This window comes from Streptococcus sp. SO2 (assembly GCF_030440025.1).
In genome coordinates, this window is the sequence record NZ_JAQFJH010000004.1 from 112,291 (window position 1) to 127,284 (window position 14,994).

The following is a 14,994-nucleotide window of genomic DNA, read 5'->3' on the forward strand; positions in this document are numbered from 1 at the left end:
TAATGAACGGAGAATAAACTCGTATGCGTATTAAATGGTTTTCCTTGATCAGGATTACAGGCTTACTCTTGGTGCTTTTGTACCATTTCTTTCAGACGGTTTTTCCAGGAGGTTTCTTCGGGGTTGATGTCTTTTTTACCTTCTCAGGTTTCCTAATTACGTCACTCCTGTTAGAAGAATTTGGACAAAAAGGTAAGATTGATATCCTAGGATTTTTTAGAAGACGCTTCTATCGGATTTTTCCCCCAGTTGTCTTGATGATCCTGGTCGTTATGCCTTTTACTTTCTTGGTTCGACAGGATTATGTGGCAGGAATCGGTGGTCAGATTGCTGGTGTCCTTGGTTTTATGACTAACTTCTATGAAATGCTGACAGGAGGAAGTTATGAATCTCAATTTATCCCTCACCTCTTTGTTCACAACTGGAGTTTAGCGGTTGAAGTTCATTACTATATCTTGTGGGGCTTGGCAGTTTGGCTTATGTCTAAGCAAGCCAAAACAGGTGGGCAACTACGGGGAATGGTTTTTCTACTATCTTCAGCTACCTTCGTCGTTAGCTTTCTTTCAATGTTTATTGGTAGCTTTATCGTTAGCTCATACTCAACGCTTTACTTTTCAAGTTTGACTCATGTTTATCCATTCTTTTTAGGAAGTGTGCTTGCGACCTTGATAGGAGTTCGTCATACGACACCTCTTCTCAAACGTTTGAATCAAACCCTAGACTTGAAACAGACCTTGCTAGTATTTGGGGCTGGTCTCGGAGTTTTACTCTTATTGACCTTCTTCGTGAAATTTAATTATCTCTTTGCCTACTTGCTTGGTTTCTTGTTGGCAAGTTTAGCTGCCCTTTTGATGATCGTTGCAGCACGAGTTTTACATGAGAAAACTCCGACGATTGAAGAACCAAAGGTAATTAGCTTCTTAGCTGATACCAGCTATGCCGTTTATCTTTTCCACTGGCCGTTTTATATCATTTTCTCTCAGTTGATGAGCAATCTACCAGCAGTGATTCTCACCACTATCTTCTCTTATCTCTTTGCAAGCCTTTCTTTCTATGTGATTGAACCTTTCATTGCAGGGAAGAACAGTAGCTTATTGCAAAAGGTAAAAGAAATTCCGCATATTCAACCAATCTTTGCGGGTAGCGTCGGTTTCCTTAGCTTGCTGACACTGATTGTGATGCTTATTGCTCCCCAAGTAGGCGCTTTTGAAACGGATTTGATGGTAAATGGCCTCAATCAAGCTCAAACCAATATTACCCGTACAAAAACCATGGCGGATCAAGCAGAAGCAAGTCGCTACAATATTGCCGATGGTGTATCCATCATCGGAGATTCTGTAACCTTGCGTGCAACACCTGGACTAAAAGAGGTTCTACCAGACGCTCAGACAGATGGTCAAGTAAGCAGAAATACCAAGCAAGCCAATGCTATTATGCTCAACCACAGTCAGAATAAAGTCCTCCCTAAAATAGTCGTTATTGCTACTGGAGTGAATAACCCTGAGGATTATAAGGCTGATATTGATTCTTTGATAACAAATCTACCTAAGGGCCATCAGCTTGTACTTGTGACACCTTATGAAGGGGACAAAACTCAAGCAACTCAGCCTTATGTAGAACAGTATGCTAGCTATGTGCGTGAAGTAGCTCAAAAGTATCCTTACATTGAGGTTGCAGACTGGAATCAGGTGTCTAAAGATCATCCAGACATCTGGAAAGGAACGGACCAGGTTCACTTTGGAAGTGATAATACCAAACTAGAAGAGGGAGCTAAGCTCTACGCAGAAACGATAGCATCAGCTATCAAGGCCTTGGCAGATAAGCCTGTGAAGTCAAAATAATATTTAAAAAGTAGAGATGACTGTTCTCTACTTTTTCTTTTTAGAAAGTATTTCTTAGAAGCTCAATCATTCTCTAAGTTTATCTCTCTAACCTATGCCAATATCCTCTTGTTCTAGGTTGTTAGCTCTCTGGGCAGTTTGGACCAACTATGGCAATCTCTATGCTTTCGTTTTTATAGCGAATCCAGTTTTGATTGGGAAAAACTTGCCAAATTGTCAGAATTATGAGAAAATAGGTGCAGTTTACAAAATGGAGGGAATGCAATGAGAGAAGATATCAAAATCAATGATCGTGCTCTAGCATTAGGAGAACAAATCATTGACAAGCTAGAAAAAGTTTACGATACAGATGTGGAATTAGATGTCTATAATCTTGGCTTGATTTACGAGATTCATTTGGACGAGGCTGGTCTTTGTACAATTGTCATGACCTTCACCGATACTGCCTGTGACTGTGCAGAAAGTTTACCTATTGAAATTGTGGCAGGCTTGAAACAGATTGAAGGAATTGAGGATGTTAGGGTTGAAGTTACCTGGTCACCTGCCTGGAAGATTACACGCATCAGTCGCTATGGACGTATAGCACTTGGACTACCACCGCGCTAAAAAACAAGAGAGAGTGGGACAGAAATCGGTAATTCGTTAGAATTCGATTTCGTCGTCCCACCTCCGCACAGTTGAGTAGGGCTGTAAAAGCTGATGAAATCAGCGTAGTAGAGCCCACTCAACCACTGCGTCTTGCTCGACAATCCAAAGACAATTGAGAGGCTAGGACTTTTGTCCCAGGCTCCTTTTTGTTATTAGATTCCTCTAACTGCAAAATAGTGTCCACTTGGACTTGCAAAGTTAAAGTGAGGGAAAGGTTGAGTACTGATCGGACTAGTGGTATCAGTCACTGCAGCTAGGCGCTCGTGAAGGGCGTGAAAGTCCGCTGACTCAAAGAGTAGGCTAGGTTTCATATCAACTACCTCTGGCGATACCTGACGAATAAAGTCTTTGGCGTAGACAGTAAAAGTCAGTGTACTGTCCGTGTGAAGTCTCATCTCAAAAGTATCAAAACCCATTATTTCTGATTGATTAAAAACCTCAAAACCGATAGCAGACCAAAAGTCTCTCTCAGCTGCTACATCATCTACGTAGAGCATAATTCCTGTATTTTTTGAAAATATTATTTCTCCTTTGTAATCATAGTTAGAGCAAACATTTTATCACATTCCATGAGAAAATACAAAGAACTAGAAAAAGCAGTCATTTAACGACTGCTTATTTTTTAGTTATTTTTTACCAGATTGTTCCATATTCCAGAAATCTGTAACGGCACCGCGTGATGCAGAAGATACGGTATGGGCATACTTACCAAGGACACCACGGCTATAGAGTGGTGGCAAGGTTGTTTCTGCCTTGCGTTTTTCAAGTTCTTCTTCCGATACGGCCATGGAAATTTCTTTGGTATCTTGGTCAACCGTAACGATATCACCTGTACGAAGGTAAGCAATCGGTCCACCATCCTGAGCTTCAGGGGCGATATGTCCGACAACCAGACCATAAGTACCACCAGAGAAGCGTCCATCTGTCAAGAGGGCAACCTTGTCTCCTTGGCCTTTACCAACGATCATTGAAGAAAGTGAGAGCATCTCAGGCATACCAGGACCACCCTTAGGTCCAACGAAACGAACAACGACAACATCGCCATCAACGATTTCATCTGACAAGACAGCTTGGATAGCATCTTCTTCAGAGTCAAAGACCTTGGCTGGACCAACGTGACGACGAACCTTAACACCTGACACCTTGGCAACTGCACCGTCAGGAGCAAGATTACCGTTCAAGATGATAAGCGGACCATCTGCACGTTTTGGATTTTCAAGTGGCATGATAACTTTTTGACCTGGTGTGAGGTCTGCAAAGTCAGCCAAGTTTTCAGCAACAGTCTTACCAGTACATGTGATACGGTCTCCGTGAAGGAAGCCATTTGCCAGCAAATACTTCATAACCGCAGGCACACCACCAACTTCGTAAAGGTCTTGGAAGACATACTGACCAGAAGGTTTCAAATCGGCCAAGTGAGGCACACGTTCTTGGATGGTATTAAAGTCCTCAAGTGACAAGTCAACATTAGCTGCGTGGGCAATAGCAAGCAAGTGAAGAGTGGCATTTGTAGAACCACCTAGAGCCATAGTCACAGTAATGGCATCTTCAAAGGCTTCACGAGTCAAGATATCTGATGGTTTGAGACCGAGCTCCAGCATCTTAACAACAGCACGTCCTGCTGCTTCGATGTCTTCTTTCTTGTCAGCTGATTCAGCTGGGTGAGATGAAGAACCTGGCAAACTCATACCGAGAACTTCGATAGCTGTCGCCATGGTATTAGCAGTATACATACCACCACAACCACCAGGGCCAGGGCAGGCATTACATTCCAGACGTTTCACATCCTCAGCTGTCATATCACCGTGGTTCCACTTACCGATTCCTTCAAATACAGAAACCAAGTCGATGTCTTTGCCATCCAGTTTTCCAGGGGCGATAGTACCACCGTAAGCGAAAATAGCTGGGATATCCATATTGGCAATAGCAATCATAGAACCAGGCATGTTCTTGTCACAGCCACCGATAGCCACAAAGGCATCCACGTTGTGACCACCCATAGCAGCTTCGATAGAATCCGCAATGATATCACGTGACGTTAGAGAGAAGCGCATACCAGGCGTTCCCATGGCAATCCCGTCTGCTACCGTAATGGTTCCAAATTGAACCGGCCAAGCACCAGCAGATTTGACACCTTCTTTTGCAAGCTTACCGAAGTCATGCAAGTGGATATTACATGGTGTATTTTCTGCCCAAGTCGAAATGACTCCCACAATTGGTGTTTCAAAGTCCTTATCTGTCATACCAGTCGCACGAAGCATGGCACGGTTTGGTGATTTAACCATGCTGTCATAAATGCTACTGCGGTGACGTTTATCTAATTCTGTCATTAAGTTCCCTCCCATTTCAGTTCTTACCATTATAGCACATTTTAAAAACAATGAACAGAAGAAAATTCTTGAATTTTCAGACAATTCAAACCATTGAAATCTTCTTAAAAAAGATTGCATATTTTTGTTGACATTTAAAATTAAAGTGATATCATTTAGATATCAAACACAGGAGGTCATTCTGATGACTGAAAAACTAATCAATTCAAAACCAAATGGTGTAGTAGCATTGGTACTCATTGAGTTGGCACTCGTACTTGGTTTCTTTATATTTATCATGGGTGCTGGTTCAGAAAACATTTTTGGAATTATTATCGGGCTTTTATTAATCTTAAGTTCAGCTCTAGCTCATGCTGGTTTAAAAGTTGTCAAACCTCAGGAAGCACTGGTTTTGACCCTCTTTGGTAACTATACTGGGACCATCAAAGAACCTGGTTTTTACTTTGTCAATCCCTTCAGCATAGCGGTCAATCCTGCAATCCACACTCGACTTGGTCAAAGTGGTGACGTTAGCACGAAATCCCCTTTTTCAGGGATGAAATCATCAAATGGCAATGATGTAAACATTGAAATTGGCAAGAAACAGATTTCTCTCAAAGTTATGACCTTGAGTAATTCTCGCCAAAAAATTAATGATTGCTTAGGGAACCCTGTTGAAATCGGAATTGCCGTTACTTGGCGTGTGGTCGATACGGCAAAAGCAGTCTTCAACGTTGATAACTATAAAGAATATCTGTCATTGCAGTGTGATAGCGCCCTTCGTAATATTGTCCGCATCTATCCTTACGATGTGTCACCTAATGTAGATACTACGGGTGATGGGCAAGCCGATGAAGGAAGCCTCCGCGGTTCTAGTGAGATTGTAGCTAAGCGTATTCGTGAAGAAATTCAGAGTCGTGTTGAGGATGCTGGCTTGGAAATCCTTGAGGCACGTATTACTTACCTAGCTTATGCACCGGAAATTGCAGCTGTCATGCTTCAACGTCAACAAGCATCAGCCATTATTGATGCACGTAAGATGATTGTTGATGGCGCTGTAGGAATGGTTGAAATGGCACTAGAACGTCTCAATGAAGGAGAATTAGTAGAACTTGACGAAGAACGAAAAGCTGCTATGGTTTCAAATCTCCTAGTCGTTCTCTGTGGCAATCATGATGTACAACCAATTGTCAATACAGGAAGCCTTTATTAAAAATGGCAGAAGCTAAAAAAAAGCAAATCCCCCTTCGACTTTCGGCAAAGTTATATGCTGCACTCGCATCATGGGCAGAGGATGACTTCCGATCAGTTAACGGGCAGATTGAATATCTCCTTACAGAATGTGTCAAGCAACGGAAAAAAGACGGGAAATACGTCTCAGAAACCATTGATGAACCCTTCGAGATTGATATTTAATCTATTTTCCTATCCAGAATAGTGGATAGGAAAATTTTTTTATCTTTTTTTTGTCAAGTAACTTTACTTTACAAAAAAGTTTTGATATACTATTAAAGTTGATGAAAATCAAACCTAACTGAATTTATATCTTAAAAGGAGAAATCAAAATGGCAGTACCTGCACGTCGCACTTCAAAAGCGAAGAAAAACAAACGTCGTACACACTACAAAGTAACAGCTCCATCTGTAAACTTTGACGAAACTACTGGAGATTACTCACGTTCACACCGTGTATCACTTAAAGGATACTACAAAGGACGTAAGATCGCTAAAGCTGCATCAGCTGAATAATAGAAGGGAGATACCATGCGCGTAAATATTACACTTGAACACAAAGAATCTGGTGAACGCTTGTACCTTACTTCTAAAAACAAACGTAACACTCCAGACCGTCTTCAATTGAAGAAATACTCACCAAAACTTCGCAAACACGTTGTGTTTACTGAAGTTAAGTAAGAGTTAACTTATTATAAACATCTTAAAACCAATGGTTTCGGCCATTGATTTTAATTTTTAGTAACATTATAGTAAACAGGTAGTGATAAACTCTCACTACCTTTTCTATCCTCTTCTTTTTTGAGAGCGCTTGAAATATGTTATAATAGTTCTAGATTATTTTTTTGGAGGCAAACCGTGGGAAATTTTATTGAGCTAGTCTTTCATCGTTTCTTTTTGGGGATGATAGCTACAGCTTATTTTTGGTTATTGACACTAGCGGGAGGTGTGGTTTTTGGTATAGCGCCAGCTAGTGCGACTCTCATGAGTTTATTTGCGGAACACGGCTATTCTTACCGTGCCTATGGTTTTAAAGAGGCTTGGACTCTTTACAAGAGCAATTTTGTTAAAAGCAATCTCAGTTTCTACACCTTTATGGGACTTGACTTGATCTTGATTTATGGTTTGTATCTCATGATCCAATTGCCGCATCAGACCATTATCCACTTGGCAGCAACATTTTTAAATATCTTTTTGGTAGTCTTGGTATTTTTGGCTTATACAGTTTCTCTAAAATTGCAAGTTTATTTTGACTTATCCTATCAAAATACCTTAAAGCTTGCCTTTATCGGAATTTTTATGAGCTTGTCAGCAGTGGCCAAGGTTCTTCTTGGTAGCGTCTTGTTAGCCATCATTGGCTTCTATATGCCAGCCCTCATTATTTTTGTAGGGATTGGAATGTGGCATTTCTTTATTAGTGATTTATTGGAGCCTGTTTATGAAAACATTCATGAAAAATTGGCGTCCAAATAGAATGAAACAGTTTTGGCTTCATTCGCTCCTTAGAACCTATAGTTGGGTGATGATTGTCATCATTGCTAGTTTTGCTCTTTTGATTTCCTATGTAAACTGGGATAGTCGCGAAAAAGAAGCAAGACAGGTTTCCCAGAGGGTTTTGACTCGAACAGTGAGCGAGGTTGAGTATTATTATCGAGAGTCAGCCCGTTCAGCCCAAGGTTTAGTAGATAATCAAGCGCGAATCGAGGGAATTTATAAGTATTTTAGCCTTAGTACACCGGATTATTTTTACTGGCAACTGGAACGTAAGGCATCACCCTATATTTCTGTATCCATTTATGAAAATATCGATGACCTTTATGTGCGCAATGATTTTGTAACGGGTGTAGCCATTGTCTTGCAAGACTCGACAGAAGTTTATGTTTCGACTAGGGACAATCGTAGTGGTTACAAAGTTTCTGCAGACGCCTTTAAGCCAGATGCTAATAGTTTTGCCGTTCCCGTATCCGATCCAGTATCGGATCAAGCTCTTGGAGTTATTTATGTTTCTGTATCTTCCGATGTTTTTTATAAGGCAATTGACAATACCAGAGGAAATATCCCAATTGCTGTGAGCATAACCTCTCCTTTTGAAACGGAAATGTTTCACCAAGGTGAAAAAAGTGATCGAGAGGAATGGTTGCAAGATGAGACTGCTCATGGTTATCAGGTTCAGGTTGCTGTTCCGCGAGGTTATGTCCTTAGTGGTAGTATCTCTAGTTCTGTCTTTATTCTTACTTTGAGTCTTCTCTTTATCGTTATTTTATATGTAACCTTGAAAAAAACATTTTCGAAGTATCAAACCCAGGTTGTTGACCTAGTGGAAACAATCCATGATATTGCGCAAGGTGAGCAGGGTAAAAGAATTGATCTCACGAAAAAAGACCAGGAATTGCTTTTAATCGCTGAGACAACAAATAACATGTTGGATCGATTGGAGAGAAATATCCATGATATTTATCAACTTGAACTGAGTCAAAAAGATGCAAATATGCGCGCCCTACAAGCTCAGATAAATCCACATTTCATGTACAATACTCTGGAGTTTCTACGGATGTACGCGGTCATGGAGAACCAAAATGAACTAGCGGATATTATCTACGAATTCAGTAGTCTCCTGCGCAACAACATCTCTGACGAACGAGAAACAACATTAAAGCAAGAAGTGGAATTTTGTCGGAAGTACAGTTATCTCTGTATGGTGCGTTATCCCAAATCCATTGCTTACGGATTTAAAATCGACCCTGGATTGGAAGAAATGCGCATTCCAAAATTCACCCTCCAACCCTTGGTGGAAAATTATTTTGCTCATGGAGTTGATCATCGACGTACAGATAATGTGATTAGTATCAAGGCCTTGAAAAAAGAAGGCTATGTTGAGATTTTGGTAACCGATAATGGGCGTGGAATGCCTGCCGAAAAATTAGCAGAGATCCAGGACAAATTAGCTCAAAGAATCTTTGAACATACAGTGGATTATAGTGGGAAACGCCAGTCCATTGGAATTGTCAATGTGCATGAGCGCTTTGTACTCTACTTTGGTGACCGGTATGATATCAGTGTAGAATCTGTTGAAAAAGAAGGTGTTCGCTATCGAATTACCATTCAAAATGAAGAGAAAGGATAAAGATGTATAAAGTACTTTTAGTGGACGACGAGTACATGATTACAGAAGGTCTCAAACGTTTGATTCCTTTTGATAAGTGGGATATGGAAGTCGTTGCAACAGCCAATCATGCTGACGATGCTCTGGACTACGTTCGAGAACATCCCGTCGATATTGTTATTTCAGATGTCAATATGCCTGACAAGACAGGGCTTGAAATGATTGGGGAGATGAAGGAGTTGTTGCCAAATGCTTGCTATATTCTCCTTTCAGGCTACCAAGAATTTGACTATGTCAAAAAAGCCATGAATCTCAATGTCGTTGATTATCTGGTCAAACCAGTCGATAAGGTTGAACTTGAACACTTGCTTGAAAAGATTGCCAGTCAGCTTGGTGAAAAATCTCATGAGCCCGAAATATTGAGTCAGCAACTCGATGAAGAAGCCTTCAAGACTCATCTCAGCCAAAAAGAAAACTGGTGGATTGGACTTTCAAAAGAAAAACAAGGAAATTATGCCATTCCTTACTACGTTCTAGGTCAAGACTGGCAGATCGTCCTTGCAGATCAGGAATTTGAGGGCTTATTGGTCATGCCTTTTGAAGCACCTTATCAATCCAACTTTGAAAAATGGAAGCGTGATATTGAAAAGACTCTCTTTTATGGCTCGGTCAATTTAGATCAGTCTGAAAGTCTCTTTTCTTATTACGAGCCCATCTATCGAGTGATTATTCAAGGAAATCTCCAGCAGATTATCGAGGAGTTGACCTTACTTGAGAAGATTGTCTTAGAAAACACACCGAGGGTATCCATTACCAAGCAGCTCTTTACCCAGTTTGTCATGGATGTTTTCCATCTTTTTGAGCATTTGAAGGCAGACGACATGACAGATATTGTCAAGAACATCCATGCCATTACAACTTTTGAGGACTTAGTCGCTTATACCAAAGAGACCTTGACTTCCTTCTTTGGCCAATACCGCATGAATGAAAATGTAGTTAGTGTGCTTGAAGTCATTGGTAGAGACTACAAAAAAGAACTTTCCCTCAAGGATATCAGCAAGGATCTCTTTATCAATCCCGTTTATTTGGGCCAGCTAATCAAGAAGGAAACCAATTCCACCTTTGCGGAGCTTCTCAATAAGCAACGCATTAAGGCTGCCCAGCAGCTCTTGCTATCTACCAATGATAGTATTGAGGATATCTGTTATACAGTTGGTTACAGTAATGTTGGTTATTTCTATAAGGTCTTTCGAAAACTATGTGGGAAGTCTCCTAAAGCCTACCGTAAACAGGTGGAAGCAAACTTATAAGATTTGTTTTGCTTGTTAAAATATGCTATAATAAACTAAAAAAATATAAGGGGGGTTGCTTTGATGAAAAAGAAACCAATCTATCTATGGGTATTACTGATTTTTTCAGCCTTACTCTCAGCAATGTCACTATTTGGAATCATATCTCCAGTACCTACTGCGGAGGGTATGAGCAATCTAGAAACATCAGCATCAGGTGTTAATGCTACTTATGCTAAGGAGCTCGTTGCATACACCATTAAGGTATCGGAGCATGGTCATTCTGTCTTCAGCATTCTCTTGGTTGTCTTATCTGTTATTCTGGTTGTTGTGGCTTTGGTTTTCCTTATTCGTAAAAACCTTCAATTGGCTAACTACACTTATCTTGCTTATGTCTTCGTTGCCATCGTTGGTTCTATCTACAACTTTATCGGCGTTCAGGATGCGGTTTCACTTTTTACAGACCCTAACATCCGTATGGGAGCGGAGCTTGGTGCCAAAGGTTCAGCTATTTTTGGGATCGTACTCAATGTTATCTTCCTAGCAATCGTCTTCTATAAAATGTGGCGTCAGCAAAAAGAATTAACAGAAACTCAAGAAGAGGAAGAACTTGCCTAAGAGTTGACAAAGCATAACTATCAAGATACAATCTTGGTAGTTATTTTTTATGATTCAAAAAAGGAGGAGAAAATGAAAAAAATTTCCTTGGTCTACATCAGTCTGAGTGGCAATACGGAGAGTTTCGTAACACGATTGAAGGCTTACCTATTAGAACAGTATGAGAACATTGAAGTAGAAAAAATTCATATTAAAGATTTGGTCAAGGAAGGAGAAGATTTCTTTGAAATGACCAACCCATATGTGGCTTTTCTACCGACTTATCTAGAAGGTGGCAATGGTGTTGATAATGGTGATGTGGAGATTTTGACTACTCCAGTAGGTGATTTTATCGCTTACGGTGACAATGCCAGCAAGTGTTTTGGTGTTGTAGGATCCGGTAATCGTAATTTTAACAACCAATACTGTTTGACGGCTAAACAATACAGCCAACGCTTCGGTTTCCCCGTTCTAGCTGACTTTGAGATGCGTGGAATGCTGGGAGATATCAAGAAGGTCGCAGGGATTATTGCGGAACTCTATGAATTAGAAGCTTTGTAAGAGGTCAGATTTTCTGAGGAAGAGTTTTATTCCATGAATAAAGGATTTACTTAAAAAGGGGACAATCGAAATGAGTAAACTACAGAAATCATTTTTAAAGTATATAAAACGCAAACCAAGCTTCAAGGATATTATGCTATGCAGTGCTTTGCTACTATTAGCGATTGCTCTGCTACTGTTCTCTGAGAAAATTTTTGATGAAGATGCAGCACCATTTGGAACCATGGTATCCTTAGGGATTGTTATCCTGGTAGAAATCTTAGCTGTCAGAAATAAATAAAAAGACTCGAGAAATGAATCTCGAATCCTTTTTCATTTTCTGATGTCTTCCACAATTTCCTTTGAAATCATGATTCCCAAACGATATCCTTTATTGATGTAGTCGATGACATCGTTAATATTTTCTGTTGTTTGAATCTTTTCCTTGATAGTAGCGCGAAAAGTTTCATCCTTTAACAGTTGCTCTTGTAGGAGTCTTTGTAGTTTTTCCTTTTCGTATTTGTTGATGAGAAAAAGAGCGACAAGACTGATGACAACTAAAATATAAGCATATTGGCTCATAAAAATTCTCCCTAAGTGATAAAGAAATGAATAGCAAGAGAAAAGCGAAAAAGATTTTTCGCTTTTCAAGTAATGACAATATAGAAATTAGGCAAGTGATCGCTAATCTAAAATAGTAGATGTAATGCACTCCGCCCCTAGTACCAAATAAAAGTCCGTAGAGGTTTAGAATTGGTTGCTTAGAACGCTCTGCAATCCAGTAACTTTAAGATTGCGACATGAACCTAACCAAATCGATGTTATTGTTTAGATAAATTAGTAAAGCGTTTAGGCAAATCGTCAGAGTTACGACGTTTTAGGACATAAATCGATAATATTTAGAGGCCATGACTAGTGAAGCGCCTAGCCAAGGTTCGAATAGGATTTGGCGCTAGTTACTTAGACTGCTTTACAATAAAGTGATTAAAAGCCTACGACATGAGCCTAACCAAATCGATATTATTTGGTTAGGTGAATTAGTGAAGCGTTTAGGCAAATCGCCCGATAGCGATTGCCGTCAAGAGACTAGTAACTTTAGTTCCAGTCTCTTGTAACGAATTACATCTTCTCTGGCGCCTCTACACCCAACAGACGAAGCGCTTCTTTGAGGACGACTGCTGTTGCATAGCTAAGGGCTAGACGACTATCACGTTCTGGACTTTCATCCAAGATACGAGTGTGAGCATAATATTTGTTAAAGGCTTGAGCTAAGCTGATTGCAAATTTAGCGATGATAGAAGGTTCGTAATTATCAGCTGCACGTTTAATAATACGTGGGAAGTCTTGGATTAGCTTGATGATTTCCCAGCTTTCAGAATCGTTCAAGCTATAGTTGGCACCTGCTTCAGGTTTGAAATCGGCTTTACGCAAGATTGATTGGATACGAGCGTAGGCATACTGAACATAAGGGCCAGTCTCCCCTTCGAAGGATACCATAGCTTCAAGGTCGAAGTCATATCCATTTGTACGGTCAGTTTTAAGGTCATAGAATTTAATGGCCCCAACTCCAACAGCATGAGCGACCTGGTCTTTGTTTTCAAGTTCTGGATTTTTGGCTTCAATCTGCGCTTTAGCACGGCTGATGGCTTCTGCAACAGTTGGTTCTAGCAAGATAACATTCCCTTTACGAGTAGAGAGTTTCTTGCCTTCTTTTGTTACCAATCCAAAAGGAACATGGACAATATCTTGACTCCAATCGTACCCCATCTCTTGCAAGACAGCCTTAAGTTGTTTAAAGTGAGCAGATTGTTCTTGACCAACGACATAGATAGATTTAGCAAATTGATATTCGTTTTTACGGTAAAGGGCAGCGGCCAAGTCACGTGTGATGTAGAGAGTTGCACCGTCAGATTTCTTGATAAGAGCTGGGTGTTCAATTCCATATTTTTCAAGATTCACAACTTGGGCACCTTCTGACTCAACAAGAAGTCCTTTTTCAGAAAGAATGTCTACAACTGCATCCATCTTGTCATTGTAGAAGGCTTCCCCGTTGTAGCTGTCGAATTCAACCTTCAATTCATTGTAAAGACGGTTAAATTCCACCAAACTTTCATCACGGAACCATTGCCAAAGTGCGAGAGCTTCCTCATCTCCATTTTCAAGTTTACGGAACCATTCGCGTGCTTCTTCATCCAAGCTAGGGTCATTTTCAGCTTCAGCATTGATGCGAACGTAGAGTTTAAGAAGTTCATCAATCGGATGAGCTTTTACAGCTTCTTCGTCGCCCCATTTTTTGTAGGCAACAATCAGCATTCCAAACTGTTTACCCCAGTCTCCTAAATGGTTGACCTTGACCGTTTGATAGCCGATTTTTTGGAAGATATGTGACAAGCTATCTCCGATAACAGTTGAGCGCAGGTGACCAATAGAGAATGGCTTAGCAATATTGGGACTAGACATGTCGATAACAACATTTTCTTGTTTACCAATATTTTGGTCAGCATAGTGTTCTTTTTCAGTGATAACAGCTTGTAATACTTGAGCAGAAATGGCATTTTTATCAAGGAAGAAGTTAACATAAGGTCCAGTAGCGACGACTTTTTCAAAGGCTTGGCTATTGATTTTTTCAGCGATATCTGCTGCAATCATTTGTGGAGCTTTTCTCTCAACTTTTGCTAGAGTAAAGGCAGGGAAGGCGATGTCTCCCATGTCAGAGTTTTTGGGTTGTTCTAGTAAATTTAAAATAGCCTCTTGATCCAGGCTCTCAATGACGCTAGCCAATTCGCTAGCAATCAATTGTTTTGTATTCATTATAAACTCCTTTGGACTTTTCTTCTATTTTATCACAATTTTGAGGAATGATAAGAATTTTTTTGAAATATTCGGTTTTTTTGGTATAATGTTCTTATTAAATAGTTGTAAAATGTTATAAATATTCAATCGAGAGGATGTTATGAGAAAAAGAGAACGCCATCAGTTAATCAAACAAATGATCACTGAGGAAAAATTAGGAACTCAAAAAGAGATCCAGGATCGGTTGGAAGCACGCAATGTTTTTGTGACGCAAACGACACTGTCGCGTGACCTTCGCGAACTGGGCTTGACCAAGGTTAAGAAAAATGATAAGGTCTACTACGTACTAGCAAATGAGACGGAGAAGATTGACCTGGTTGAGTTTTTGTCCCATCATTTGGAAGGTGTAGCAAGAGCTGAGTTTACCTTAGTTTTGCACACTAAATTGGGTGAAGCCGCAGTTTTAGCCAATGTTGTCGATGCCAACAAGGATGAATGGATTTTAGGAACAGTTGCGGGTGCCAATACTCTCTTGGTAATCTGCCGAGATCAGCATGTCGCTAAACTCATGGAAGATCGTTTGTTAGATTTGATGAAGGATAGATAAGGTCTTGGGAGTCTCTCTCAAGACTATTTTTAACA

At 40.2% G+C, this 14,994-nt stretch carries 17 protein-coding genes; 13 read left to right on the forward strand and 4 right to left on the reverse strand.

What is annotated here, in order from left to right; translation table 11 throughout:
- Positions 1 to 23 precede the first annotated feature (23 nt).
- Together PCY17_RS06080 and PCY17_RS06085 are read left to right on the forward strand one after the other, a co-directional pair.
- Complete coding sequence (locus tag PCY17_RS06080; protein WP_301392178.1) at positions 24 to 1,841, forward strand: acyltransferase family protein; 1,818 nt, start codon at positions 24 to 26, stop codon at positions 1,839 to 1,841.
- A gap of 264 nt (positions 1,842 to 2,105) precedes the next feature.
- Positions 2,106 to 2,447, forward strand: coding sequence for a metal-sulfur cluster assembly factor (locus tag PCY17_RS06085; protein ID WP_049526039.1), 342 nt, complete (start codon positions 2,106 to 2,108; stop codon positions 2,445 to 2,447).
- A gap of 194 nt (positions 2,448 to 2,641) precedes the next feature.
- Here the strand turns inward: PCY17_RS06085 and PCY17_RS06090 are convergent, their stop codons facing one another.
- Both PCY17_RS06090 and ilvD read right to left on the reverse strand, forming a co-directional pair.
- Positions 2,642 to 3,010, reverse strand: a complete 369-nt coding sequence (locus tag PCY17_RS06090) for a hypothetical protein (RefSeq protein WP_061863459.1) — start codon at positions 3,008 to 3,010, stop codon at positions 2,642 to 2,644.
- Between the two features lie 105 nt (positions 3,011 to 3,115).
- Positions 3,116 to 4,819, reverse strand: a complete 1,704-nt coding sequence (gene ilvD, locus PCY17_RS06095) for a dihydroxy-acid dehydratase (protein ID WP_049502667.1) — start codon at positions 4,817 to 4,819, stop codon at positions 3,116 to 3,118.
- Between the two features lie 184 nt (positions 4,820 to 5,003).
- Between ilvD and PCY17_RS06100 the strand changes: the two genes are divergently transcribed.
- From PCY17_RS06100 to PCY17_RS06145, 10 genes are all read left to right on the forward strand, one after another.
- Positions 5,004 to 6,011, forward strand: a complete 1,008-nt coding sequence (locus PCY17_RS06100; protein ID WP_301392179.1) for an SPFH domain-containing protein — start codon at positions 5,004 to 5,006, stop codon at positions 6,009 to 6,011.
- A 2-nt stretch (positions 6,012 to 6,013) separates the two neighbouring features.
- Positions 6,014 to 6,214, forward strand: a complete 201-nt coding sequence (locus tag PCY17_RS06105; protein WP_075229745.1) for a PTS ascorbate transporter subunit IIC — start codon at positions 6,014 to 6,016, stop codon at positions 6,212 to 6,214.
- Positions 6,215 to 6,363: 149 nt separating this feature from the next.
- Positions 6,364 to 6,546: a 50S ribosomal protein L32 gene (rpmF, locus tag PCY17_RS06110; protein ID WP_000290417.1), complete on the forward strand. Its 183-nt coding sequence runs from the start codon at positions 6,364 to 6,366 to the stop codon at positions 6,544 to 6,546.
- 15 nt (positions 6,547 to 6,561) lie between these two features.
- Positions 6,562 to 6,711, forward strand: a complete 150-nt coding sequence (rpmG, locus tag PCY17_RS06115) for a 50S ribosomal protein L33 (protein WP_001265622.1) — start codon at positions 6,562 to 6,564, stop codon at positions 6,709 to 6,711.
- A 177-nt stretch (positions 6,712 to 6,888) separates the two neighbouring features.
- A complete protein-coding gene (locus PCY17_RS06120) occupies positions 6,889 to 7,503 on the forward strand; it encodes a YesL family protein (protein ID WP_000526278.1) in 615 nt (204 codons plus the stop codon).
- On the forward strand, positions 7,481 to 9,154 hold the full coding sequence (locus PCY17_RS06125) for a sensor histidine kinase (RefSeq protein ID WP_301392204.1): 1,674 nt from the start codon (positions 7,481 to 7,483) through the stop codon (positions 9,152 to 9,154). Before PCY17_RS06120 ends, PCY17_RS06125 begins: the two co-directional genes overlap by 23 nt.
- 2 nt (positions 9,155 to 9,156) lie before the next feature.
- On the forward strand, positions 9,157 to 10,443 hold the full coding sequence (locus tag PCY17_RS06130; protein WP_301392181.1) for a response regulator transcription factor: 1,287 nt from the start codon (positions 9,157 to 9,159) through the stop codon (positions 10,441 to 10,443).
- Between the two features lie 63 nt (positions 10,444 to 10,506).
- The gene (locus PCY17_RS06135) at positions 10,507 to 11,040 is read left to right on the forward strand and encodes an ABC transporter permease (protein ID WP_301392182.1); all 534 of its coding nucleotides are present in this window, start codon (positions 10,507 to 10,509) and stop codon (positions 11,038 to 11,040) included.
- A 72-nt stretch (positions 11,041 to 11,112) separates the two neighbouring features.
- Positions 11,113 to 11,580 (forward strand): class Ib ribonucleoside-diphosphate reductase assembly flavoprotein NrdI, encoded by a 468-nt coding sequence (gene nrdI, locus PCY17_RS06140; RefSeq protein ID WP_049527317.1) that lies wholly within the window; start codon positions 11,113 to 11,115, stop codon positions 11,578 to 11,580.
- 70 nt (positions 11,581 to 11,650) lie between these two features.
- A complete protein-coding gene (locus tag PCY17_RS06145) occupies positions 11,651 to 11,860 on the forward strand; it encodes a hypothetical protein (protein ID WP_000040887.1) in 210 nt (69 codons plus the stop codon).
- Between the two features lie 32 nt (positions 11,861 to 11,892).
- Here the strand turns inward: PCY17_RS06145 and PCY17_RS06150 are convergent, their stop codons facing one another.
- Both PCY17_RS06150 and argS read right to left on the reverse strand, forming a co-directional pair.
- Entirely contained in the window at positions 11,893 to 12,141 is a 249-nt protein-coding gene (locus PCY17_RS06150) for a MarR family transcriptional regulator (RefSeq protein WP_301392183.1), read from the reverse strand.
- A gap of 537 nt (positions 12,142 to 12,678) precedes the next feature.
- Positions 12,679 to 14,370, reverse strand: a complete 1,692-nt coding sequence (argS, locus tag PCY17_RS06155) for an arginine--tRNA ligase (RefSeq protein ID WP_301392184.1) — start codon at positions 14,368 to 14,370, stop codon at positions 12,679 to 12,681.
- Between the two features lie 142 nt (positions 14,371 to 14,512).
- Between argS and argR the strand changes: the two genes are divergently transcribed.
- A complete protein-coding gene (argR, locus tag PCY17_RS06160; protein ID WP_001231485.1) occupies positions 14,513 to 14,959 on the forward strand; it encodes an arginine repressor in 447 nt (148 codons plus the stop codon).
- The last annotated feature ends 35 nt before the right edge of the window (positions 14,960 to 14,994 follow it).

Excerpts from the sequence above, each read along its gene's own strand:
- PCY17_RS06080 (WP_301392178.1), top strand. The coding sequence starts at position 24 with ATGCGTATTAAATGGTTTTCCTTGATCAGGATTACAGGCTTACTCTTG.
- PCY17_RS06085 (WP_049526039.1), top strand. The coding sequence starts at position 2,106 with ATGAGAGAAGATATCAAAATCAATGATCGTGCTCTAGCATTAGGAGAA.
- ilvD (WP_049502667.1), bottom strand. The coding sequence starts at position 4,819 with ATGACAGAATTAGATAAACGTCACCGCAGTAGCATTTATGACAGCATG.
- PCY17_RS06100 (WP_301392179.1), top strand. The coding sequence starts at position 5,004 with ATGACTGAAAAACTAATCAATTCAAAACCAAATGGTGTAGTAGCATTG.
- PCY17_RS06105 (WP_075229745.1), top strand. The coding sequence starts at position 6,014 with ATGGCAGAAGCTAAAAAAAAGCAAATCCCCCTTCGACTTTCGGCAAAG.
- rpmF (WP_000290417.1), top strand. The coding sequence starts at position 6,364 with ATGGCAGTACCTGCACGTCGCACTTCAAAAGCGAAGAAAAACAAACGT.
- rpmG (WP_001265622.1), top strand. The coding sequence starts at position 6,562 with ATGCGCGTAAATATTACACTTGAACACAAAGAATCTGGTGAACGCTTG.
- PCY17_RS06125 (WP_301392204.1), top strand. The coding sequence starts at position 7,481 with ATGAAAAATTGGCGTCCAAATAGAATGAAACAGTTTTGGCTTCATTCG.
- PCY17_RS06130 (WP_301392181.1), top strand. The coding sequence starts at position 9,157 with ATGTATAAAGTACTTTTAGTGGACGACGAGTACATGATTACAGAAGGT.
- PCY17_RS06135 (WP_301392182.1), top strand. The coding sequence starts at position 10,507 with ATGAAAAAGAAACCAATCTATCTATGGGTATTACTGATTTTTTCAGCC.
- nrdI (WP_049527317.1), top strand. The coding sequence starts at position 11,113 with ATGAAAAAAATTTCCTTGGTCTACATCAGTCTGAGTGGCAATACGGAG.
- PCY17_RS06145 (WP_000040887.1), top strand. The coding sequence starts at position 11,651 with ATGAGTAAACTACAGAAATCATTTTTAAAGTATATAAAACGCAAACCA.
- PCY17_RS06150 (WP_301392183.1), bottom strand. The coding sequence starts at position 12,141 with ATGAGCCAATATGCTTATATTTTAGTTGTCATCAGTCTTGTCGCTCTT.
- argS (WP_301392184.1), bottom strand. The coding sequence starts at position 14,370 with ATGAATACAAAACAATTGATTGCTAGCGAATTGGCTAGCGTCATTGAG.
- argR (WP_001231485.1), top strand. The coding sequence starts at position 14,513 with ATGAGAAAAAGAGAACGCCATCAGTTAATCAAACAAATGATCACTGAG.